This is a genomic window from Enterobacter cloacae complex sp. 2022EL-00981, assembly GCF_028737495.1.
GTDB lineage: Bacteria > Pseudomonadota > Gammaproteobacteria > Enterobacterales > Enterobacteriaceae > Enterobacter > Enterobacter cloacae.
The window spans coordinates 219,099-241,426 of sequence record NZ_JAQZRK010000005.1 but is presented as its reverse complement, the minus strand read 5'-3'; the positions used below and the strand labels follow the sequence as shown (position 1 = coordinate 241,426).

The 22,328-nt window shown below is 53.4% G+C and carries 21 protein-coding genes; 16 read left to right on the top strand and 5 right to left on the bottom strand.

The window, feature by feature from the left end:
- Positions 1-2 precede the first annotated feature (2 nt).
- From rbsC to kup, 4 genes are all read right to left on the bottom strand, one after another.
- Complete coding sequence (gene rbsC / locus PUZ33_RS07560; protein WP_029883505.1) at positions 3-968, bottom strand: ribose ABC transporter permease; 966 nt, start codon at positions 966-968, stop codon at positions 3-5.
- Positions 969-972: 4 nt separating this feature from the next.
- Positions 973-2,478, bottom strand: a complete 1,506-nt coding sequence (gene rbsA / locus PUZ33_RS07555) for a ribose ABC transporter ATP-binding protein RbsA (protein ID WP_020690258.1) — start codon at positions 2,476-2,478, stop codon at positions 973-975.
- Positions 2,479-2,485: 7 nt separating this feature from the next.
- The gene (gene rbsD / locus PUZ33_RS07550) at positions 2,486-2,905 is read right to left on the bottom strand and encodes a D-ribose pyranase (protein ID WP_013099397.1); all 420 of its coding nucleotides are present in this window, start codon (positions 2,903-2,905) and stop codon (positions 2,486-2,488) included.
- 194 nt (positions 2,906-3,099) lie between these two features.
- Complete coding sequence (gene kup / locus PUZ33_RS07545) at positions 3,100-4,968, bottom strand: low affinity potassium transporter Kup (RefSeq protein WP_013099398.1); 1,869 nt, start codon at positions 4,966-4,968, stop codon at positions 3,100-3,102.
- A 223-nt stretch (positions 4,969-5,191) separates the two neighbouring features.
- On the opposite strand from kup, the gene ravA reads away from it, so the two are divergent.
- Entirely contained in the window at positions 5,192-6,688 is a 1,497-nt protein-coding gene (ravA, locus tag PUZ33_RS07540; RefSeq protein WP_058681555.1) for an ATPase RavA, read from the top strand.
- Positions 6,682-8,133, top strand: a complete 1,452-nt coding sequence (gene viaA, locus PUZ33_RS07535) for an ATPase RavA stimulator ViaA (RefSeq protein WP_013099400.1) — start codon at positions 6,682-6,684, stop codon at positions 8,131-8,133. Before ravA ends, viaA begins: the two co-directional genes overlap by 7 nt.
- Here viaA and asnA read toward each other — a convergent pair whose 3' ends face one another.
- Complete coding sequence (gene asnA / locus PUZ33_RS07530) at positions 8,134-9,126, bottom strand: aspartate--ammonia ligase (RefSeq protein ID WP_023622139.1); 993 nt, start codon at positions 9,124-9,126, stop codon at positions 8,134-8,136.
- 151 nt (positions 9,127-9,277) lie between these two features.
- On the opposite strand from asnA, the gene asnC reads away from it, so the two are divergent.
- From asnC to glmU, 14 genes are all read left to right on the top strand, one after another.
- Positions 9,278-9,736 (top strand): transcriptional regulator AsnC, encoded by a 459-nt coding sequence (gene asnC, locus PUZ33_RS07525; protein ID WP_008500198.1) that lies wholly within the window; start codon positions 9,278-9,280, stop codon positions 9,734-9,736.
- A 90-nt stretch (positions 9,737-9,826) separates the two neighbouring features.
- Positions 9,827-10,276, top strand: a complete 450-nt coding sequence (gene mioC, locus PUZ33_RS07520) for an FMN-binding protein MioC (RefSeq protein WP_013099402.1) — start codon at positions 9,827-9,829, stop codon at positions 10,274-10,276.
- Positions 10,277-10,650: 374 nt separating this feature from the next.
- Positions 10,651-12,540: a tRNA uridine-5-carboxymethylaminomethyl(34) synthesis enzyme MnmG gene (gene mnmG, locus PUZ33_RS07515; protein ID WP_008500196.1), complete on the top strand. Its 1,890-nt coding sequence runs from the start codon at positions 10,651-10,653 to the stop codon at positions 12,538-12,540.
- Between the two features lie 107 nt (positions 12,541-12,647).
- Positions 12,648-13,271, top strand: a complete 624-nt coding sequence (gene rsmG, locus PUZ33_RS07510) for a 16S rRNA (guanine(527)-N(7))-methyltransferase RsmG (RefSeq protein WP_013099403.1) — start codon at positions 12,648-12,650, stop codon at positions 13,269-13,271.
- Positions 13,272-13,887: 616 nt separating this feature from the next.
- Positions 13,888-14,268: a F0F1 ATP synthase subunit I gene (gene atpI / locus PUZ33_RS07505; RefSeq protein ID WP_058681556.1), complete on the top strand. Its 381-nt coding sequence runs from the start codon at positions 13,888-13,890 to the stop codon at positions 14,266-14,268.
- Between the two features lie 8 nt (positions 14,269-14,276).
- Entirely contained in the window at positions 14,277-15,092 is an 816-nt protein-coding gene (atpB, locus tag PUZ33_RS07500; RefSeq protein WP_013099405.1) for a F0F1 ATP synthase subunit A, read from the top strand.
- A gap of 49 nt (positions 15,093-15,141) precedes the next feature.
- Positions 15,142-15,381, top strand: coding sequence for a F0F1 ATP synthase subunit C (atpE, locus tag PUZ33_RS07495; protein ID WP_000429386.1), 240 nt, complete (start codon positions 15,142-15,144; stop codon positions 15,379-15,381).
- A gap of 48 nt (positions 15,382-15,429) precedes the next feature.
- Positions 15,430-15,900: a F0F1 ATP synthase subunit B gene (atpF, locus tag PUZ33_RS07490; protein WP_013099406.1), complete on the top strand. Its 471-nt coding sequence runs from the start codon at positions 15,430-15,432 to the stop codon at positions 15,898-15,900.
- A gap of 14 nt (positions 15,901-15,914) precedes the next feature.
- Positions 15,915-16,448 (top strand): F0F1 ATP synthase subunit delta, encoded by a 534-nt coding sequence (atpH, locus tag PUZ33_RS07485; RefSeq protein WP_013099407.1) that lies wholly within the window; start codon positions 15,915-15,917, stop codon positions 16,446-16,448.
- A gap of 12 nt (positions 16,449-16,460) precedes the next feature.
- Complete coding sequence (gene atpA, locus PUZ33_RS07480) at positions 16,461-18,002, top strand: F0F1 ATP synthase subunit alpha (protein WP_003862367.1); 1,542 nt, start codon at positions 16,461-16,463, stop codon at positions 18,000-18,002.
- 51 nt (positions 18,003-18,053) lie between these two features.
- On the top strand, positions 18,054-18,917 hold the full coding sequence (atpG, locus tag PUZ33_RS07475; RefSeq protein ID WP_003862364.1) for a F0F1 ATP synthase subunit gamma: 864 nt from the start codon (positions 18,054-18,056) through the stop codon (positions 18,915-18,917).
- A 31-nt stretch (positions 18,918-18,948) separates the two neighbouring features.
- The gene (gene atpD / locus PUZ33_RS07470; RefSeq protein ID WP_003862362.1) at positions 18,949-20,331 is read left to right on the top strand and encodes a F0F1 ATP synthase subunit beta; all 1,383 of its coding nucleotides are present in this window, start codon (positions 18,949-18,951) and stop codon (positions 20,329-20,331) included.
- A gap of 20 nt (positions 20,332-20,351) precedes the next feature.
- On the top strand, positions 20,352-20,771 hold the full coding sequence (locus tag PUZ33_RS07465) for a F0F1 ATP synthase subunit epsilon (protein ID WP_006177560.1): 420 nt from the start codon (positions 20,352-20,354) through the stop codon (positions 20,769-20,771).
- A 137-nt stretch (positions 20,772-20,908) separates the two neighbouring features.
- Positions 20,909-22,279: a bifunctional UDP-N-acetylglucosamine diphosphorylase/glucosamine-1-phosphate N-acetyltransferase GlmU gene (glmU, locus tag PUZ33_RS07460; protein ID WP_038420852.1), complete on the top strand. Its 1,371-nt coding sequence runs from the start codon at positions 20,909-20,911 to the stop codon at positions 22,277-22,279.
- Positions 22,280-22,328: the final 49 nt, after the last annotated feature.

Here is a 22,328-nt window from a genome sequence, read left to right as displayed (position 1 = left end):
AGTTACTGTTTTTTGTTGTCTACCAGGACCGCCAGCAAAATCACCACTGCTTTAACGATCATCTGGTAATAGGAGGAAACACCTAACAAATTCAAACCATTATTCAGGAAACCGAGAATCAGTGCGCCGATCAATGTCCCAACAATGCGACCTTTACCGCCCGCAAGACTCGTACCGCCCAGAACCACTGCCGCAATGGCATCCAGCTCATACCCCGTACCCGCCGTTGGCTGCGCGGAAGAGAGGCGCGCCACTTCGATGATGCCCGCCAGAGAGGCCAGCAAACCGCACAGTGAGTAAACGATAATTTTAACTTTGTTGACGCTGATACCGGACAGACGCGTTGCCGCTTCGTTACCACCCAGTGCATAAATATAGCGGCCCAGACGCGTGTGGTGCAGCATGTACCACGCCGCCAGGAAGACGATGGCCATGATCCAGACCGGCGTCGGGATACCCAGCGGGCGACCGATACCGAACCAGCCAAACAGATCGGCGTTGTCCGTAAAGCCGGTGTTAACCGGGCTGCCGTTGGTATACACCATGGTGACACCGCGCAGCAGCAGCATCATGACCAGCGTCGCAATAAACGCCTGAACACGACCTTTAGCCACAATAACCCCGGTGACAGCACCAATTGCCGCACCCAGCGCCAGCGCAGCGGCAACGGCCACCAGCGCGTTGACCTCAATCCCGACGATTGAAGCAGCAACCGCACCGGTGAGCGCCAGCAGGGAACCGACGGACAGATCGATACCCGATGTCAGGATCACCAGCGTCATCCCGACCGCCATAATGGCGTTCACGGAGGTCTGCTGCAGAATATTGAACAGGTTATTAACGGTGAAGAAATTGGGGCTCATGGTCGACACAATCGCGATCAGCACCAGCAGGGCAATCAGCGATTTTTGTTCCATCAGCCATGCCTTTGTGAAATAACGGCGACCAGAAACAGCCTGGGTAGTCATCTTCTTACTCCTGATTCACGCGATTAAGCTTGCCCACAGCGGCAGCCATCAGAACTTCCTGGGTGGCCTGCTCGCGAGTGAATTCACCGCCGAGATGCCCTTCATGCATGACGATAATGCGATCGCTCATGCCTAATACCTCTGGCATCTCGGAAGAGACCAGAATGATGCTCAGACCGTCGGCCTTGAACTGGTTAATCAGCTGATAGATCTCTTTTTTAGCCCCTACGTCCACGCCGCGGGTAGGTTCATCAAGGATCAACACTTTCGGGCGCGTCATCAGCCCGCGTGCAATCGCCACTTTCTGTTGATTACCGCCGGACAGCAGGCCAATCGCCTGTTCCATCGAGGGGGTTTTCACATTAAAGAGGCGGATAAAATCGCTGACTGCCTGCTGTTCATCTTTATGTTTCAGGCTGCCGCCGCTGCGGCTGAAATAGCGCAGGGCGGTAAGAGACATGTTCTCTTTCACCGACATGCCCAGCACTAAGCCGTCGCGCTTACGGTCTTCGGAGATATAAACAATACCATTCGCCAGGCCATCCTGCGGAGAGCGCGTCACCACTTCATGCCCGTCGAGAGTGACATAACCGCTGGATCGCGGCAGCGCACCGTACAGCACTTTCATCAGCTCGGTACGGCCGGCGCCCATTAGCCCTGCCACGCCAAGAATTTCCCCTTTGCGCAGGGTAAAGGAGACATTATCCACGCCCGGGCCACAGAGATTATCCACCTTCAGGCGGATCTCACCCGGTGCTTTGTCGAGGTGCGGGTATTGATCTTCGAGCTTGCGTCCCACCATCATTTCGATAAGCGTATCTTCCGTTAGCGATGCCACTTCACGCTCGGCAATAAACTGCCCGTCGCGGAAGACGGTAACGTCGTCGCAGATCTCGAAAATCTCTTTCATACGGTGAGAGATATAGACAATTCCACGTCCCTGCGATTTCAGCTCGCGGATGACGCGGAACAGGGATTCGGTTTCGGTATCGGTCAGGGCGTCCGTCGGTTCATCCATAATGATGACCTTCGACTCAAAGCTCAGCACTTTCGCGATCTCCACCATCTGCTGGTCGCCAATGGAGAGTTCGCCCACCAGGCGGTCGCTTTTGAAGCGCAGGTTCAGCTTCGCCAGCAGCTTATCCGCTTCGGCATACATCGTTTTCCAGTCAATTTTGCCAAACCGGTTAACAAATTCGCGGCCAAGGAAGATGTTCTCCGCAATAGTGAGCTGCGGGATCAGGTTCAGTTCCTGGTGAATAATGCCGATCCCCGCTTCCTGCGAGGCTTTTGGACCACTGAAGGTGGTCTCTTTACCCAGCCACAAAAGTGAACCGGCATCGCGTTGATAGATACCGGTCAGCACTTTCATCATGGTGGATTTGCCGGCGCCATTCTCGCCCACCAGCGCCATTACGCGTCCGGCATAAACGTTCAGCGCCGCGCCAGAAAGGGCTTTTACGCCCGGGAACGATTTATCGATCCCTTTAAGTTGCAGTAATGCGTCCATGATGGCCTCAGAAGGTGACGCCAGCACAGAGAATGATATTCGCATACGGGGAACACTCCCCGCTGCGAATCACCGCCTGACTGTCTGCGGTTTGTTGTTTGAACTGTTCGTGCGTTGTGTAACGAATTTCTATGGTGTTTCCCTGGTGTTGTTGCAGTTGCTCAATGTGATTGAGCAACGTTTCGTGGAGTTGCGGATTATGTTGTTTAATTTCCGTCGCGAGAATGGCCACCTCAACCTGCATCTCCGCGGTCACTACATCCAGTACCTGCATAAACGAGGGCACGCCCTGCGTTAACGCCATATCAATACGGGTTGTGTTGCGCGGAACCGGTAAGCCTGCATCGCAAACCACCAGCGTATCGGTATGCCCAAGACGGGAAATAACCGATGAGATTTCTGAGTTGAGAACCGTGCCTTTCTTCATTTTCTTGCTCCACTAGCGAAACGTTTCGCTGAAATCAGTTTAGTCTCAAGAGTGTTCAGAAAACCACCATGACGTAACAGAATTGTGATCGGAGTCGAAACGTTTCGCTAAGTGAAATGAGACGTAAATTTTGGCGGGAATATTGAGTATGAATAGGCCGGGTAAGCGAAGCGCCACCCGGCATTTTAAGAAGCTTAAATCTCGACCTGGGTTCCTAGTTCAATCACGCGATTAGGCGGGATCTCAAACTGGTCCGGCGCACGCAGGGCGTTTCGCTGCAGAATAAGATACAGCTTGCCGCGCAGGCGCAAATACCACGGACGTTTACCGATAATCAGCGACTCATGCGACATAAAGAACGATGTTTCCATCATGCGGCAGCTTAAGCCTTCCAGACCGCAGCGGTGGAAGACCTCTTCCACGTTCGGCGTCTCACGCCAGCCGTAGCTCGCCACCACGCGCCAGAAGGTTGGCGACAGTTGTTCAATTTGAACACGGCGCACATTGTGAACATACGGTGCATCTTCGGTGCGCAGGGTCAGCAGGATAACCCGCTCATGCAGTACCTTGTTGTGCTTGAGGTTATGCATCAATGCGAACGGAATAACGTTCAACGCACGAGACATATACACCGCCGTGCCCGGTACGCGAACCGGTGGGGATTTCTCCAGCGAGGCAATCATCGCCTCCAGGGAGTTTCCGTGTTCATGCATACGACGCAGCAAACGGAAACGCTCGCTTTTCCACGTGGTCATCACAATGAACATCAACAGACCAAGCGTCAGCGGCAGCCAGCCGCCGGAGACAATCTTATCGAGGTTTGCCGAGAACAGCGGTACGTCGATGCACAGGAAGCCCACCAGAATCATCGCCACGAGGAACTTGTTCCAGTGCCAGTTTCGGTACGCCACCGTGGTGGAAAGAAGCGATGTCAGCACCATGGTGCCTGTTACCGCAATACCGTATGCCGCGGCCAGGTTGCTGGAGTGCTCAAAGCTGACGATCACGATCACCACAGCAAAATAGAGCAGCCAGTTAACAAACGGGATGTAGATCTGGCCCGATTCCATCTCTGAGGTATGGATGATACGCATGGGAGAGAGATACCCCAGACGCACGGCCTGGCGCGTCAGAGAGAACACGCCGGAAATGACCGCCTGAGATGCGATAACGGTGGCCAGCGTGGCCAGAATAAGCATCGGCACCAGCGCCCAATCCGGGGCCAGCAGGAAGAAGGGGTTTTTAATCGCTTCCGGGTTTTTCAGCAGCAGCGCCCCCTGCCCGAAGTAGTTCAATACAAGCGATGGCAGTACAACTAAAAACCACGCCACGCGAATCGGCAGTTTGCCGAAGTGCCCCATATCTGCATACAGCGCTTCGACACCGGTAATAGAGAGCACAACGGCGCCGAGCGCCACGAAGGAAACGACTTTGTATTCAAGGAAGAAATGGATAGCCCAGTATGGGTTCAGCGCCTGCAGAACCTCCGGGTTGCCAATAACTCCGCGCAAACCGAGCGCCGCCAGAATCAGGAACCAGGCCAGCATAATCGGTGCGAACAGTTTCCCCACCAGCCCGGTACCGTGCTTCTGGATAATAAACAGCAACGTCAGAACGATTATCGCCAGCGGAACCACCCACGTATCAAGCTGCGGTGCGATAATCTCAAGCCCCTCAATCGCCGAAAGCACCGAGATAGCAGGCGTGATGACCACTTCCCCATAGAAGAAGCTGCCACCAATCAGGCCAATAATAACCAGTACCGACGTCATTCTGGCCGAGGTGTTGCGCCCCGCAAGGGACATCAGGGTCAGGATCCCCCCCTCACCTGCGTTATCTGCACGCATCACAAAGGAGAGGTATTTAACAGAAACCACCAGGATCAGCAGCCAGAAGATGAGGGACAGGAAGCCAAATACGGCATCGCGTTCAACACCAAAGCCAAACTGGCCGGACAGACATTCACGAAGCGTATAAAGCGGGCTGGTGCCGATATCACCGTAGACAACCCCGATCGCCGCAAGCGTAATTGCGGGTAATGATTGCTTATTATCAGTGCTCATAGACTAGTCTTTTCGTTTAAATAACAAATGTGTTCCTGTTCCCTTGGTCCACAAAAAGCGCACAGTATGCACGATTCGTTGCAAAATCGAACCCCTAAATGCAACCGCATTAATGTAGCGCAAAGAAAATTGCGCCGCACTTCAGCCTATTACCAGCCCTGACTGAAACGTCTATACTCGCTTCAATTAGCCGCCACGACGGCGAAAGGATGCAAAAACTATTATGGCTCACTCACATTTATTAGCAGAAAGAATTTCCCGTCTCAGCAGCGCACTGGAGAAAGGTCTTTTCGAACGCAGTCACGCCATCCGCCTCTGTTTACTGGCGGCGTTGAGCGGTGAAAGCGTATTTCTGCTTGGCCCGCCGGGCATTGCCAAAAGCCTGATTGCCCGTAGGCTGAAATTTGCCTTTCAGAATGCACGCGCCTTCGAATACCTGATGACCCGCTTTTCCACCCCTGAAGAGGTTTTCGGCCCGCTGTCCATCCAGGCGCTGAAAGATGAGGGGCGTTATCAACGCCTTACCGAGGGGTATCTGCCGGAAGCAGAGATTGTATTTCTCGATGAGATCTGGAAAGCGGGACCGGCCATTCTGAATACCCTGCTCACGGCGATTAACGAACGCCGGTTCCGTAACGGCGCCAACGAAGAAAAAATCCCGATGCGCCTGCTGGTGGCCGCCTCGAACGAACTTCCCGAAGCCGACAGCAGCCTTGAAGCGCTGTATGACCGCATGCTGATCCGCCTGTGGCTGGACAAAGTGCAGGATAAATCGAACTTCCGCTCCATGCTGACCAGCCAGCAGGATGAAAATGAAAACCCGGTAGCCGCTTCACTGCAGGTCACGGACGAGGAGTATCAGCAGTGGCAGGTGGATATCGGCAAGATCACACTGCCGGACGCGGTCTTTGAGTTGATCTACCAGCTCCGTCAGCAGCTCGATCTCCTTCCTTCTGCACCTTATGTTTCCGACCGTCGCTGGAAAAAAGCAATTCGTCTGCTGCAGGCCAGCGCCCTGTTCAGCGGGCGCGACGCGGTTGCCCCTATCGATCTGATCCTGCTGAAAGACTGCCTCTGGCACGATGCCGAAGGGATGAATCTGATGCAGCAGCAGCTTGAAATATTGATGACCGGACACGCCTGGGGCCAGCAATCAATGCTCAACCAGCTTGGGGCGATTGCCCAACGGCGCATTCAGCTACAGCAGCAGCAAAGTGATAAAACCGCGCTGAAGGTGAACCGTCTTGGCGGCATGTTCGCCCGTAAACCGCACTACGAACTGCCCGCTGAGCTGACCAGCCCAACGCTGACGCTGCTTCTCCAGCAGCCGCTTAAACTCCATGACATGCAGGTGGTGCACATTACGCTTGAGCGTGACGCGCTGGCCCAGTGGCTTGATAAGGGCGGAGAGATCCGCGGTAAGCTTAACGGTATAGGCTTTGCACAGCCGCTGAATATGGAAGTGGACAGCAGTCAGCACCTGGTGATCCGCGACGTAAGCCTGCAGGGGTCACGCCTTGCCCTCCCGGGAAGCGCCTCTGACAGCATTCCGGAAGAGATCACGCAGCAGCTGGAGGCGCTGGATACCGAATGGCATCAGCAGCATACGCGCTTCAGCGAACAGCAAAAGTGCCTCTTTATTCACAGCGACTGGTTAGGTCGCATTGAAGCCAGCCTGCAGGATGTGAGCGCGCAGATCAAACAGGCTCGTCAATGCTAACGCTGGATACGCTTAACGTCATGCTGGCCGTCAGCGAAGATGGGTTGATCGAAGAGGTGATCATTACTCTTCTGGCGTCTCCTCAGCTGGCGGCTTTTTTTGAAAAATTTCCGAAGCTAAAAAAAGCGATGACGGACGATCTCCCGCGCTGGCGGGATAACCTGCGACAGCGGTTTAAAGAGACCGAAGTGCCACAGGAGTTAACCGAAGAGGTGGCCTGCTATCAGCAGTGCCAGCGGCTTTCCACGTCGCAGTTTATTGTTCAGATCCCGCAAACCCTGACGTTACTCGATAAAGTACACTCCCCATTTGCCAGCCAGGCCCGGGCGCTAGTCACCGATAACGCCACCTTCACCCCCGCCTTACACACACTCTTTTTACAGCGCTGGCGTCTCAGCCTTGTGGTTCAGGCCACGACGCTGAACCAGCAACTGCTGGATGAAGAGCGTGAACAATTGCTCAGCGAAGTTCAGGAACGCATGACCTTAAGCGGTCAGCTGGAGCAGGTACTGGTAGAGAATGAAAACGCCGCCGGACGTCTCTGGGATATGAGTGCAGGCCAAATCAGGCGTGGGGATTATCAGCTGATTGTCCGGTATGGTGATTTCCTGGCGCAGCAGCCCGAGCTGATGAAGCTTGCGGAACAGCTGGGTCGCTCAAGAGAGGCTAAATCGGTCCCAAAGAAGGATGCCCCGATGGAAACCTTCCGCACCCTGGTGCGGGAACCGGCCACCGTGCCGGAACAGGTGGATGGGCTCCAGCAAAGCGATGACATTTTACGCCTGCTGCCTACGGAGCTGAGCACGCTCGGGATGACCGAGCTGGAATATGAGTTTTATCGTCGGCTGGTGGAAAAACAGCTTCTGACCTATCGCCTGCATGGCGAAGCCTGGCGCGAAAAAATCAGCCAACGTCCGGTGGTCCATCAGGATTTTGATGAGCAACCGCGCGGCCCATTTATTGTTTGTGTGGATACATCTGGATCGATGGGCGGTTTCAACGAACAGTGTGCCAAAGCGTTCTGCCTGGCGCTGATGCGCGTGGCGCTCGCTGACCGGCGTCGCTGCTTTATCATGCTCTTTTCCAGCGAAGTGGTCAGCTATGAGCTGACCCATCAGCAGGGTATTGAGCAGGCGATCCGCTTTTTAAGCCAGCGTTTTCGCGGCGGTACCGATCTGGCCAGCTGTTTTCGCAGCATTGTGGAACGTATGCAGGGCGGCGACTGGTACGACGCTGACGCGGTGGTAATTTCCGATTTTATTGCCCAGCGGCTGCCGGATGACGTGGTGAACAAAGTGAAGGAGTTACAGCGGGTGCATCAGCACCGTTTCCACGCAGTGGCGATGTCCGCCCATGGAAAACCCGGCATCATGCGCATCTTCGATCATATCTGGCGCTTTGATACCGGGTTGCGTAGCCGCCTGCTCAGGCGCTGGCAGCGTTAATTACAGAAGCGAGCTGACGCTTTCGCGTACCTGCTGCGGCCAGACACCACACTGCACCTGACCAATATGCGACAGTTGCAGCAGCAGCATGGTCAGACGGGACTGGCCGATGCCGCCGCCAATGGTCTGCGGCATCTCACCGCGCAGCAGCGCCTGGTGCCATTCCAGCGTGAGACGATCTTCATCACCGGTCACCGCCAGCTGGCGTTTCAGCGCAGCAGCATCCACGCGGATCCCCATTGAGGAGAGTTCAAACGCATCTTCCAGCACCGGGTTCCAGACCAGAATATCGCCGTTCAGACCAGCAAATTCGCCCTCGCTCATGGTGCTCCAGTCATCATAATCCGGTGCACGAACATCATGACGTTTACCATCCGACAGCTTACCGCCGATCCCCATCAGGAAGACGGCACCCAGTTCTTTAGCGATCGCACGTTCACGACCTTTAGCATCCAGATCCGGGAAACGACTCAGCAACTCCTGGCTGTGAACAAAGTGGATCGATTCCGGCAGGAACGGTGCCAGACCAAACTCTTTGCTTACGGCCGCTTCGGTCGCTTTGATCCCGGCGTAGATCGCCTCAACGGTGGATTTCAGCGTGCCGACATGGCGCTCGCCATCACCCATTACGCGCTCCCAGTCCCACTGGTCAACGTAAACAGAGTGAATGGCAGACAAGCGGTCTTCATCGGGGCGGAGAGCTTTCATGTGCGTGTAGAGTCCTTCGCCCGCGCTGAAGTCGTGCTGTCCCAGGGTTTGACGCTTCCACTTCGCGAGGGAATGAACCACTTCGAACTGGGCGTCTGGCAGTGTTTTCACTTTCACCTGCACCGCTTTTTCGCATCCGGACAAGTTATCCTGCGTCCCATCACCCACGCGGCTGAGAATCGGTGCCTGAACTTCAATCAGACCCAGCTTCTCTTCCAGCTGGCGGGAAAAATGGGATTTAACGAAACTGATCTGGCGTTGTTTTGCGATATAAGCGGTTTTCATTATTTATACTCCTGCGTCCTGTTGGTATTGATTAAGCAACAGAAAAGGCATTCAATTCAATAATCAAACAACAAAAAGCCACCTTCACTTTTGATTCGTTAAAATTTAACGCTAGAATAGAGTGATTCATTAATCTTCATAAGAAAAAGCTATGGAAAATTATCAGATCGATAATCTGGACCGCGGCATCCTGGAGGCATTAATGGCCAATGCCCGTACCGCCTATGCCGAACTGGCGAAGCAGTTTGGCGTCAGCCCGGGGACGATTCACGTTCGTGTAGAGAAGATGAAACAGGCGGGGATCATTACCGGGGCTCGTATCGATGTCAGCCCAAAACAGCTGGGCTATGACGTCTGCTGCTTTATTGGCATTATTCTTAAAAGCGCAAAAGATTATCCATCCGCGCTGGCGAAGCTGAACGCGCTCGATGAAGTCACAGAGGCGTACTACACCACCGGCCACTACAGCATCTTTATCAAGGTGATGTGCCGCTCCATCGACGCCCTGCAGCAGGTACTTATCAACAAGATCCAAACAATCGATGAAATTCAGTCCACCGAGACGTTGATCTCCCTGCAAAACCCGATCATGCGTACCATTCGCCCCTGATCGGGCAAATCCATACCCACATTTCCCACAGGTAGATCCCAGCCCGTTCACAGCGTACAATGGCCCCCTCTTTATCTGAGCGAGCGATCAATGGCGGACATTACCCTTATCAGTGGCAGCACCCTTGGCGGCGCGGAATATGTAGCGGAACATCTGGCTGAGAAGCTGGAGGATGCGGGATTTTCCACACAAACGCTGCACGGGCCTTTGCTTGAAGATCTCCCGACTGATGGGGTCTGGCTGGTGATCACCTCCACGCATGGCGCAGGCGATCTTCCGGATAACCTGCAACCTTTATATGACGAACTGCAGGAACAGCAGCCAGACCTGTCAAACGTGCGTTTTGGCGCAGTGGGTATTGGCAGCCGTGAATATGACACCTTCTGCGGTGCTATAGAGAAAGTCGAAGCCGCTGTCACCGCCTGCGGAGCAAAACAGGTGGGTGAAACGCTGAAGATCAACATCCTCGATCATGATATTCCGGAGGATCCGGCTGAGATCTGGCTGGGTGAATGGAAAAATTTACTCAAAAACGATTAAAGATCGCGCGAACAGATGTGGATAACTCTGGTTAAAAGCTCGTATTAAGCAGTAGTTATCCAAAGAACAACGTTGAAGTCGTTTTTGCCCTGTGCATAAAGTCGCGTTCTGATCCCAGCTTATACGGGCCAGGATCACCGATCATTCACAGCAAACGATCCTTTCTAACCCCATGATCTTCTTTATGAGATCGGACTTATCCACAAAGGTCCTCGATCCTAATAAGAGATCACAATAGAACAGATCTCTAAATAAAAAGATCTTCTTTTTAATAGCCCAGGATCCCAATGCTTTCTCGAAAGACTAAAGTTGAGTAGAATCCACGGCCCGGGCTTCAATCCATTTTCATACCGCTTTACGCGAGGCAGACCACCATGTTTTATCAGGATCCTTTTGACGTCATCATCATTGGCGGGGGTCACGCAGGCACTGAGGCCGCAATGGCCGCAGCGCGAATGGGTCAGCAGACCCTGCTTTTGACACACAATATCGACACGCTGGGACAAATGTCCTGTAATCCGGCGATTGGCGGCATTGGGAAAGGACACCTGGTAAAAGAAGTGGATGCACTTGGCGGCCTGATGGCGAAAGCGATCGATCACGCAGGCATTCAGTTTAGGATACTAAACGCCAGTAAAGGCCCCGCTGTCCGTGCGACCCGCGCTCAGGCAGACCGCGTGCTTTATCGTCAGGCGGTGCGTACCGCCCTGGAGAACCAGCCGAACCTGATGATCTTCCAGCAGGCAGTGGAAGATCTTATCGTGGAGAACGATCGTGTCGTTGGCGCGGTTACCCAGATGGGGCTCAAATTCCGCGCCAAAGCGGTTGTTCTGACCGTCGGGACATTCCTGGACGGTAAGATCCATATCGGTCTGGATAATTACAGCGGTGGACGTGCTGGCGATCCGCCATCTATCCCATTGTCACGCCGTCTGCGTGAACTGCCGCTGCGTGTCAGCCGTCTGAAAACCGGTACTCCACCGCGTATTGATGCGCGCACCATTGATTTCAGCGTGCTGGCACAACAGCACGGCGATAACCCAATGCCGGTCTTCTCGTTCATGGGCAATGCAGCGCAGCATCCGCAGCAGGTACCGTGCTATATCACGCATACCAACGAAAAAACCCATGACGTGATCCGCAATAACCTCGATCGCAGCCCGATGTACGCCGGCGTGATCGAAGGGATCGGCCCACGCTATTGCCCGTCGATCGAAGACAAAGTCATGCGCTTTGCCGATCGTAACCAGCACCAGATCTTCCTGGAGCCTGAAGGGCTGACCTCGAACGAAATCTATCCGAACGGCATCTCCACCAGCCTGCCGTTCGATGTGCAGATGCAAATTGTTCGCTCAATGCAGGGGATGGAGAATGCGAAAATCGTTCGCCCTGGCTACGCTATTGAGTACGATTTCTTCGATCCGCGTGACCTGAAGCCAACTCTGGAGAGCAAATTCATCCACGGTCTGTTCTTCGCAGGTCAGATTAACGGCACCACCGGTTACGAAGAAGCTGCTGCACAGGGCCTGCTGGCCGGTCTGAACGCCGCCCGTTTCTCTGCCGAGAAAGAGGGCTGGGCTCCGGCGCGTTCTCAGGCTTATCTGGGCGTGCTGGTCGACGATCTCTGCACGCTGGGCACCAAAGAACCGTACCGTATGTTTACCTCTCGCGCGGAATATCGCCTGATGCTGCGCGAAGATAACGCCGACCTGCGTCTGACCGAAATGGGTCGTGAGCTGGGTCTGGTGGATGACGAACGCTGGGCGCGCTTCAACGAGAAACTGGAGCGCATTGAGCAGGAACGTCAGCGCCTGAAAACGACCTGGGTTAATCCGCAGGCTGAAACCGCTGCGGAAGTGAACGCTCACTTAACTGCGCCGCTCTCGCGCGAAGCCAGCGGTGAAGATCTGCTGCGTCGCCCGGAAGTGACCTATGAGAATCTGGTGAAACTCACCGCCTTTGCCCCGGGTCTTGAAGACGCTGAAGCGGCAGAGCAGGTTGAGATCCAGGTGAAATACGAAGGTTACATCGCGCGTCAGCAGGATGAGATCGAAAAGCAGCAGCGTAACGAAAACACGCTGCTGCCGGAAATGCTGGACTATCGTCAGGTGACGGGGCTGTCCAACGAGGTGATCGCCAAGCTGAACGATCACAAACCGGTGTCGATCGGCCAGGCCTCCCGCATCTCGGGCGTTACCCCAGCAGCGATTTCGATTCTGCTGGTGTGGCTGAAAAAGCAGGGCATGCTGCGCCGCAGCGCGTAATATGTGTAATTCGCCCGGTGGCGCTGCGCTTACCGGGCCTACAGAACTCCGTAGGGCGGGTTAGCGAAGCGCCACCCGCCACTTAAGTCTCTCAACAGGTATTCACCGTGCTCAATAAACTCTCTCGTCTGCTGGATCAGGCAGGTATTTCGCTCACCGATCACCAGAAAAATCAGCTGGTGGCCTATGTCGATATGCTGAACAAATGGAATAAAGCGTACAACCTCACCTCCGTACGCGACCCCAACGAGATGCTGATTCGCCATATTCTCGATAGCATTGTGGTTGCGCCGTACCTGAACGGTGAGCGCTTTATCGATGTGGGCACGGGTCCTGGCCTGCCGGGTATTCCCCTGTCAATTGTCCGCCCGGAAAGCCATTTCACGCTGCTGGATAGCCTTGGCAAGCGCGTGCGTTTTTTGCGCCAGGTACAGCATGAGCTGAAGCTTGAGAACATCACGCCTGTGCAGAGCAGGGTAGAGGAGTTCCCGGCAGAGCCACCGTTCGACGGGGTTATCAGCCGTGCGTTTGCTTCGCTTAATGACATGGTGAGCTGGTGTAAGCACTTACCGGCAGAGAATGGCCGTTTTTATGCGCTGAAAGGGCAGTTGCCCGGCGATGAAATTGAACAGCTTCCGGACGGTTTTGCCGTCGAGTCCATTGAGAAATTACAGATTCCTCAGCTCGAAGGCGAACGTCATCTGGTGATAATTAAGCCAAACAATTTTTAAAAAATTAATAAAAAATGTGGAATTTGTGCTGTTCTGTCAGTGTTAAAAAACAGCACAACACAACGGATTTTGCCGGAGAGAATTTAACCGTGTTTTTACTAAGGGTTTTCTAATGGTTAACTTCCTCACCATTGTTCACCCTGAAGATAATCAACCACGAAAATATCAGCCTGCTAAAAGTGGAAAGCAGCAACCAGAATGCAATGTTAAATATTTATTAAGAATGTCAATAAAAGGTTTTTATTGTATACGGGGCTGTTTTGAAAATAGTTGCGACATTTTATCTTTAATTTCAGAAAGATGAAATTAAGCGATTTACGAGTTTGATAAATACAACCTTATCGCAAATGTGTATTTTGTGATCTCGTGCACGCTTTGTAGTCAACGTTTTCGCGCTGTTTGCAGTTTTGCTCGAAGGTCGGGGCTTTCATCAAAAGTTGAAAAATAGCGGCGGGGAAAAATATTTAAACATTTATTCACCTTTTCGCTACTTAATGTTTGAAATCACGGGTGCGCACCGTATAATTTGACCGCTTTTTGATGCTTGACTCTGAGCCTTAAAGGACGTTTTATACGACACGCGGCATACCTCGAAGGGAGCAGGAGTAAAAACGTGATGTCTGTGTCGCTCTTGAGGAGAAACGTTGCTCGTAAGCTTCTGTTCATTCAGTTTCTGGCTGTGATAGCAAGTGGACTGCTGTTTAGCCTCAAAGACCCCTTCTGGGGCATCTCCGCCGTGTGCGGGGGTTTGGCGGTTGTGCTGCCAAACGTGTTGTTTATGATTTTTGCCTGGCGTCATCAGGCGCATACACCTGCCAAAGGCCGCGTGGCCTGGTCCTTCGCCCTCGGCGAAGTGTGTAAGGTGTTGCTGACCTTTGCTCTACTGGTGATGGCGCTGGCGGTTTTGAAAGTGGTATTCATGCCGCTGATAGCTACGTGGGTTTTGGTGCTGGTGGTACAAGTTCTGGCTCCAGCTGTAATCAATAACAAAGGGTAAAAGGCATCATGGCTTCAGAAAATATGACGCCGCAGGATTACATAGGTCACCATCTGAATAACCTTCAGCTGGACCTGCGTACATTCTCGCTGGTGGATCCGCATAACCCCCCGGCCACCTTCTGGACGATCAACATCGACTCCATGTTCTTCTCGGTGGTTTTGGGTCTTCTGTTCCTGGCCATGTTCCGCGGTGTTGCTAAAAAGGCGACCAGCGGTGTTCCAGGGAAATTCCAGACGTTCGTTGAGATGATCATCGGCTTCGTCCATGGCAGCGTGAAAGACATGTACCATGGTAAGAGCAAGCTGATTGCGCCACTGGCACTGACCGTGTTCGTGTGGGTCTTCCTGATGAACCTGATGGACCTTCTGCCTATCGATTTCCTGCCGTGGATTGGCGAGCATGTCTTCGGTCTGCCTGCTCTGCGCGTGGTTCCGTCTGCTGACGTGAACATCACCCTGTCGATGGCGCTGGGCGTGTTTATCCTGATTCTTTTCTACAGCATCAAAATGAAAGGCGTAAGCGGCTTTGTGAAAGAGCTTACCTTGCAGCCGTTCAACCACTGGGCGTTTATTCCGGTCAACCTGATCCTGGAAGGCGTTAGCCTGCTGTCCAAACCTGTTTCACTGGGTCTGCGACTGTTCGGCAACATGTATGCGGGTGAGCTGATTTTCATTCTGATCGCGGGTCTTCTGCCGTGGTGGTCACAGTGGGTTCTGAATGTGCCGTGGGCCATTTTCCACATCCTGATCATTACGCTGCAAGCCTTTATCTTCATGGTTCTGACGATCGTCTATCTGTCGATGGCGTCTGAAGAGCACTGATTTTTTACCAACACTACTACGTTTTAATTGAAACAAACTGGAGACTGTCATGGAAAACCTGAATATGGATCTGCTGTACATGGCTGCCGCTGTGATGATGGGTCTGGCGGCTATCGGTGCTGCGATCGGTATCGGCATCCTCGGGGGCAAATTCCTGGAAGGCGCTGCGCGTCAACCTGATCTGATTCCTCTGCTGCGTACTCAGTTCTTTATCGTTATGGGTCTGGTGGATGCTATCCCAATGATCGCTGTAGGTCTGGGTCTGTACGTGATGTTTGCTGTCGCGTAGTAGTTGTTTTAAAACCCCAAGCCACAGAAATTTAAGAGGTATTGTGCTGTGAACATGAACGCAACAATCCTCGGCCAGGCCATCGCGTTTATTATCTTTGTCTGGTTCTGCATGAAGTATGTATGGCCGCCTTTAATGGCTGCCATCGAAAAACGTCAGAAAGAAATTGCTGACGGTCTGGCTTCTGCAGAACGTGCAAAGAAAGATTTGGACCTTGCACAGGCCAACGCGACAGACCAGCTGAAAAAAGCGAAAGCGGAAGCTCAGGTAATCATCGAACAGGCTAACAAACGCCGTTCTCAGATCCTGGACGAAGCCAAAGCTGAAGCAGAACAGGAACGTACTAAGATCGTGACACAGGCTCAGGCTGAAATTGAAGCTGAGCGTAAACGTGCTCGTGAAGAACTGCGTAAGCAGGTTGCGATTCTGGCTGTTGCTGGCGCCGAGAAGATCATCGAACGTTCCGTGGATGAAGCTGCTAACAGCGACATCGTGGACAAACTTGTCGCTGAACTGTAAGGAGGGAGGGGCTGATGTCTGAATTTGTTACGGTAGCTCGCCCCTACGCCAAAGCAGCTTTTGACTTTGCTGTCGAACACCAAAATGTCGATCGCTGGCAGAATATGCTGGCGTTTGCCGCTGAGGTGACGAAAAACGAACAAATGGCCGAGTTGCTTTCTGGTGCATTAGCACCTGAAACCCTCGCCGCGTCGTTCATCGCCGTGTGCGGAGAGCAACTGGATGCCAACGGCCAGAACCTGATTAAGGTAATGGCAGAAAATGGTCGTCTCCGTGTGCTCCCGGATGTTCTCGAGCAGTTTGAGCACTTACGTGCCCTTAGTGAAGCTACTGCTGAAGTTGAAGTAACTTCTGCGACTGAACTGAGTCATGAACAGCTTGCGAAAATTACCGCCGCGATGGAAAAACGTCTGTCACGCAAAGTTAAGCTGAATTGCAAAATCGATAAGTCTGTAATGGCAGGCGTAATCATCCGCTCGGGTGATATGGTCATTGATGGCAGCGTACGCGGCCGTCTTGAGCGCCTTGCAGACGTCTTGCAGTCTTAAGGGGACTGGAGCATGCAACTGAATTCCACCGAAATCAGCGAACTGATCAAGCAGCGCATTGCTCAGTTCAATGTTGTGAGCGAAGCTCATAACGAAGGTACTATTGTTTCTGTAAGTGACGGTGTTATCCGCATCCACGGCCTGGCCGATTGTATGCAGGGTGAGATGATTTCCCTGCCGGGTAACCGTTACGCTATCGCACTGAACTTGGAGCGCGACTCCGTAGGTGCAGTTGTGATGGGTCCATACGCTGACCTCGCCGAAGGCATGAAGGTTAAGTGTACTGGCCGTATTCTGGAAGTTCCGGTTGGCCGTGGCCTGCTGGGTCGTGTTGTTAACACCCTGGGTGCACCAATCGACGGTAAAGGTCCGGTTGAGCACGATGGCTTCTCTCCAATCGAAGTTATCGCACCGGGCGTTATCGACCGTCAGTCCGTAGATCAGCCTGTTCAGACGGGTTATAAGTCCGTTGATGCCATGATCCCAATCGGTCGTGGTCAGCGTGAACTGATCATCGGTGACCGTCAGACCGGTAAAACCGCGATGGCTATCGATGCCATCATCAACCAGCGTGACTCCGGCATCAAATGTGTGTACGTGGCTATCGGCCAGAAAGCGTCCACCATTTCTAACGTGGTTCGTAAACTGGAAGAGCACGGCGCGCTGTCTAACACCATCGTTGTTGTGGCTACCGCTTCTGAATCTGCTGCACTGCAATACCTGGCGCCATACGCTGGTTGTGCAATGGGTGAATACTTCCGTGACCGCGGTGAAGATGCACTGATCGTATACGATGACCTGTCTAAACAGGCTGTTGCTTATCGTCAGGTTTCCCTGCTGCTCCGTCGTCCACCAGGACGTGAAGCGTTCCCTGGCGACGTATTCTACCTCCACTCTCGTCTGCTGGAGCGTGCTTCCCGCGTTAACGCGGAATACGTCGAGAACTTCACCAAAGGTGAAGTGAAGGGTAAAACGGGCTCTCTGACCGCGCTGCCGATCATTGAAACCCAGGCGGGTGACGTTTCTGCGTTCGTTCCGACCAACGTAATCTCCATTACCGATGGTCAGATCTTCCTGGAAACCAACCTGTTTAACTCCGGTATTCGTCCGGCGGTTAACCCGGGTATCTCCGTATCCCGTGTAGGTGGTGCTGCTCAGACCAAGATCATCAAGAAACTGTCCGGTGGTATCCGTACCGCGTTGGCACAGTATCGTGAACTGGCTGCGTTCTCTCAGTTCGCATCCGATCTGGACGAAGCAACCCGTAAACAGCTGAGCCATGGTCAGAAAGTGACCGAGCTGCTGAAGCAGAAACAGTACGCACCAATGTCTGTTGCTCAGCAGGGCCTGGTACTGTTCGCGGCTGAACGCGGTTACCTCGAAGATGTGGAACTGGCGAAAATCGGTAGCTTCGAAGCCGCTCTGCTGGCTTACGTCGACCGTGATCACGCTCCGCTGATGCAAGAGATCAACCAGACCGGTGGCTATAACGACGAAATCGAAGGCAAGCTGAAAGCTATCCTCGATTCCTTCAAAGCAACCCAATCCTGGTAATCGTCCGGCGGCTTGTCTCAGGACAAGCCGCCTGGCATTGAGGAGAAGCTCATGGCCGGCGCAAAAGAGATACGTAGTAAGATCGCAAGCGTCCAGAACACGCAAAAGATCACTAAAGCGATGGAGATGGTCGCCGCTTCCAAAATGCGTAAATCGCAGGATCGCATGGCGGCCAGCCGTCCTTATGCAGAAACCATGCGCAAAGTGATTGGTCACCTTGCAAACGGTAATCTGGAATATAAGCACCCTTACCTGGAAGAACGCGATGTTAAGCGCGTGGGCTACCTGGTGGTGTCGACCGACCGTGGTCTGTGTGGCGGCTTGAACATTAACCTGTTCAAAAAACTGCTGGCGGATATGAAAGGCTGGTCCGATAAAGGCGTTCAGTGCGACCTCGCATTGATCGGCTCTAAAGGCGTCTCTTTCTTTAACTCCGTTGGTGGCAACATTGTCGCTCAGGTGACCGGTATGGGTGATAACCCGTCCCTGTCCGAACTGATCGGCCCGGTTAAAGTGATGTTGCAGGCCTATGATGAAGGCCGTCTGGACAGACTGTACGTTGTCAGCAACAAATTTATTAACACCATGTCTCAGGTGCCAACGCTCACTCAGATGCTGCCTTTACCGGCTTCAGAAGATGACGAGCTGAAACAGAAAGCCTGGGATTACCTGTATGAACCCGATCCGAAACCGCTGCTGGATACCCTGCTGCGTCGTTACGTTGAATCTCAGGTTTATCAGGGCGTTGTAGAAAACCTGGCCAGCGAGCAGGCCGCACGAATGGTGGCGATGAAAGCCGCGACCGATAATGGCGGCAGCCTGATTAAAGAGCTGCAGTTGGTTTACAACAAAGCTCGTCAGGCCAGCATTACTCAGGAACTCACCGAGATCGTCTCGGGGGCCGCCGCGGTTTAACCAGGTTTACGAATTACGTAGAGGATTCAAGATGGCTACTGGAAAGATTGTCCAGGTAATCGGCGCCGTGGTGGACGTCGAGTTCCCTCAGGACGCCGTACCACGCGTGTACGACGCGCTTGAGGTACAGAATGGTAACGAGAGCCTGGTGCTGGAAGTTCAGCAGCAGCTCGGCGGCGGTATCGTGCGTACCATCGCGATGGGTTCTTCCGACGGTCTGCGTCGTGGTCTGGAAGTTAAAGACCTTGAGCACCCGATCGAAGTCCCGGTAGGTAAAGCAACACTGGGTCGTATCATGAACGTATTGGGTCAGCCAATCGACATGAAAGGCGACATCGGTGAAGAAGAGCGTTGGGCTATCCACCGCGCGGCACCTTCCTACGAAGAGCTGTCCAGCTCTCAGGAACTGCTGGAAACCGGTATCAAAGTTATCGACCTGATGTGTCCGTTTGCGAAGGGCGGTAAAGTTGGTCTGTTCGGTGGTGCGGGTGTAGGTAAAACCGTAAACATGATGGAGCTGATCCGTAACATCGCGATCGAGCACTCCGGTTATTCCGTATTTGCGGGCGTAGGTGAACGTACTCGTGAGGGTAACGACTTCTACCACGAAATGACCGACTCCAACGTTCTGGACAAAGTATCCCTGGTTTACGGCCAGATGAACGAGCCACCAGGAAACCGTCTGCGCGTTGCGCTGACTGGTCTGACGATGGCTGAGAAGTTCCGTGACGAAGGCCGTGACGTTCTGCTATTCGTTGATAACATCTACCGTTACACCTTGGCCGGTACGGAAGTATCTGCACTGCTGGGTCGTATGCCTTCAGCGGTAGGTTATCAGCCTACGCTGGCGGAAGAGATGGGTGTTCTTCAGGAACGTATCACCTCTACCAAAACCGGTTCTATCACCTCCGTTCAGGCGGTATACGTACCTGCGGATGACTTGACTGACCCATCACCAGCAACCACCTTTGCCCACTTAGATGCAACCGTGGTACTGAGCCGTCAGATCGCGTCTCTGGGTATCTACCCGGCCGTTGACCCGCTGGACTCCACCAGCCGTCAGCTGGATCCACTGGTTGTTGGTCAGGAACACTACGACACCGCGCGTGGCGTACAGTCCCTGCTGCAGCGTTACCAGGAACTGAAAGACATCATCGCCATCCTGGGTATGGATGAACTGTCTGAAGAAGACAAACTGGTGGTAGCACGTGCGCGTAAGATCCAGCGCTTCCTGTCCCAGCCGTTCTTCGTTGCGGAAGTATTCACCGGTTCTCCAGGTAAATACGTTTCCCTGAAAGACACCATCCGTGGCTTTAAAGGCATCATGGAAGGCGAATACGATCACCTGCCAGAGCAGGCGTTCTACATGGTTGGTTCCATCGAAGAAGCTGTGGAAAAAGCCAAAAAACTTTAACGCCTTAATCGGAGGGTGATATGGCAATGACTTACCACCTGGACGTCGTCAGCGCAGAGCAACAAATGTTCTCTGGTCTGGTCGAGAAAATCCAGGTAACGGGTAGTGAAGGTGAACTGGGTATCTTCCCGGGTCACGCACCGCTGCTCACCGCCATTAAGCCTGGTATGATCCGCATCGTTAAACAGTTCGGTCACGAAGAGTTTATCTATCTGTCCGGCGGCATTCTTGAAGTGCAGCCTGGCAGTGTGACCGTTCTGGCCGATACCGCTATTCGTGGCCAGGATCTCGACGAAGCGCGAGCCCTGGAATCGAAGCGTAAGGCTGAAGAGCACATTAGCAGCTCTCATGGTGACGTGGATTACGCTCAGGCGTCTGCGGAGCTGGCCAAAGCGATCGCCAAACTGCGCGTTATCGAGTTGACCAAAAAAGCGATGTAACACCGGCTTGAAAAGCACAAAAGCCAGTCTGGATACCAGGCTGGCTTTTTTTTCGTCCTTAATTCATGACGAAAAAGATGTAGAATTTTAAGCACCAAACGTTTTTACTTCTCACTCAAACTACCGTCAGGATGCGTATGTCAAACAGTGCGATGAGCGTGGTGATCCTTGCCGCAGGCAAAGGTACCCGCATGTATTCCGATCTGCCTAAAGTGCTTCATACACTGGCAGGAAAGCCAATGGTGCAGCATGTTATTGATGCAGCAAATGAATTGGGCGCTCGCCAGGTTCACCTGGTCTATGGCCACGGCGGCGATCTGCTTAAAAAGACGCTGAGCGATGACAAGCTCAACTGGGTGCTTCAGGCTGAACAGCTGGGAACCGGCCACGCAATGCAGCAGGCAGCACCGTTCTTTGCCGATGACGAAGACATTCTGATGCTCTACGGCGATGTTCCGCTGATCTCCATCGACACACTGACTCGCCTGCGTGAAGCCAAACCGCAGGGCGGTATCGGTTTATTAACCGTCGTGCTGGACGATCCGACCGGCTACGGCCGCATCACCCGTGAAAACGGCAACGTCACGGGTATCGTTGAACATAAAGACGCCAGCGAAGCACAGCGCCAGATTCAGGAGATCAACACCGGTATCCTGATGGCTAACGGCGCGGACATGAAGCGCTGGCTGTCTAAGCTCAACAACAACAACGCGCAGGGTGAATACTACATCACCGACATCATTGCGATGGCGTACCAGGAAGGGCGTGAGATTGCGGCGGTTCACCCGGCGCGTATCAGCGAAACCGAAGGGGTGAATAACCGCCTTCAGCTTTCCCGTCTGGAGCGTGTTTATCAGTCCGAACAGGCCGAAAAACTGCTGCTGGCCGGCGTGATGCTGCGCGATCCGGCGCGTTTCGATCTGCGTGGAACGTTAGCGCACGGGCGCGACGTTGAAATTGATACTAACGTTATCCTGGAAGGTAACGTCACGCTGGGTAACCGCGTCAAAATTGGTGCGGGCTGTGTGATCAAAAACAGCATCATCGGTGATGATTGCGAAATTAGCCCATACAGCGTGGTGGAAGATGCCCGTCTTGACGCGGCGTGCACCATTGGGCCGTTCGCGCGTCTGCGCCCGGGGGCTGAGCTGCTGGAAGGCTCACATGTTGGAAACTTCGTTGAGATGAAAAAAGCGCGTCTGGGTAAAGGCTCTAAAGCGGGTCATTTGACCTATCTGGGCGATGCGGAAATTGGCGACAACGTGAATATTGGCGCAGGAACGATTACCTGCAACTATGACGGCGCGAATAAGTTTAAAACCATCATCGGTGATGATGTGTTTGTTGGTTCCGACACTCAGTTGGTGGCGCCTGTTACCGTGGGTAACGGCGTAACGATTGCCGCCGGGACAACCGTTACGCGCGATATCGCCGATAACGAACTGGTATTAAGCCGTGTGCCGCAGGTGCACAAGCAGGGCTGGAAACGCCCTGTGAAGAAGAAGTAACGGATTTACTCCTCACCCTAACCCTCTCCCTAAAGGGAGAGGGGATCGT

Bases quoted from the DNA above. Each gene is read 5' to 3' on its own strand.
- mioC (WP_013099402.1), top strand. From the start codon at position 9,827: ATGGCGGACATTACCCTTATCAGTGGCAGCACCCTTGGCGGCGCGGAA.
- atpG (WP_003862364.1), top strand. From the start codon at position 18,054: ATGGCCGGCGCAAAAGAGATACGTAGTAAGATCGCAAGCGTCCAGAAC.
- kup (WP_013099398.1), bottom strand. From the start codon at position 4,968: ATGAGCACTGATAATAAGCAATCATTACCCGCAATTACGCTTGCGGCG.
- mnmG (WP_008500196.1), top strand. From the start codon at position 10,651: ATGTTTTATCAGGATCCTTTTGACGTCATCATCATTGGCGGGGGTCAC.
- PUZ33_RS07465 (WP_006177560.1), top strand. From the start codon at position 20,352: ATGGCAATGACTTACCACCTGGACGTCGTCAGCGCAGAGCAACAAATG.
- atpE (WP_000429386.1), top strand. From the start codon at position 15,142: ATGGAAAACCTGAATATGGATCTGCTGTACATGGCTGCCGCTGTGATG.
- asnA (WP_023622139.1), bottom strand. From the start codon at position 9,126: ATGAAAACCGCTTATATCGCAAAACAACGCCAGATCAGTTTCGTTAAA.
- atpH (WP_013099407.1), top strand. From the start codon at position 15,915: ATGTCTGAATTTGTTACGGTAGCTCGCCCCTACGCCAAAGCAGCTTTT.
- rbsD (WP_013099397.1), bottom strand. From the start codon at position 2,905: ATGAAGAAAGGCACGGTTCTCAACTCAGAAATCTCATCGGTTATTTCC.
- atpI (WP_058681556.1), top strand. From the start codon at position 13,888: ATGTCTGTGTCGCTCTTGAGGAGAAACGTTGCTCGTAAGCTTCTGTTC.
- atpA (WP_003862367.1), top strand. From the start codon at position 16,461: ATGCAACTGAATTCCACCGAAATCAGCGAACTGATCAAGCAGCGCATT.
- atpB (WP_013099405.1), top strand. From the start codon at position 14,277: ATGGCTTCAGAAAATATGACGCCGCAGGATTACATAGGTCACCATCTG.
- viaA (WP_013099400.1), top strand. From the start codon at position 6,682: ATGCTAACGCTGGATACGCTTAACGTCATGCTGGCCGTCAGCGAAGAT.
- atpD (WP_003862362.1), top strand. From the start codon at position 18,949: ATGGCTACTGGAAAGATTGTCCAGGTAATCGGCGCCGTGGTGGACGTC.
- rbsA (WP_020690258.1), bottom strand. From the start codon at position 2,478: ATGGACGCATTACTGCAACTTAAAGGGATCGATAAATCGTTCCCGGGC.
- asnC (WP_008500198.1), top strand. From the start codon at position 9,278: ATGGAAAATTATCAGATCGATAATCTGGACCGCGGCATCCTGGAGGCA.
- glmU (WP_038420852.1), top strand. From the start codon at position 20,909: ATGTCAAACAGTGCGATGAGCGTGGTGATCCTTGCCGCAGGCAAAGGT.
- rbsC (WP_029883505.1), bottom strand. From the start codon at position 968: ATGACTACCCAGGCTGTTTCTGGTCGCCGTTATTTCACAAAGGCATGG.
- ravA (WP_058681555.1), top strand. From the start codon at position 5,192: ATGGCTCACTCACATTTATTAGCAGAAAGAATTTCCCGTCTCAGCAGC.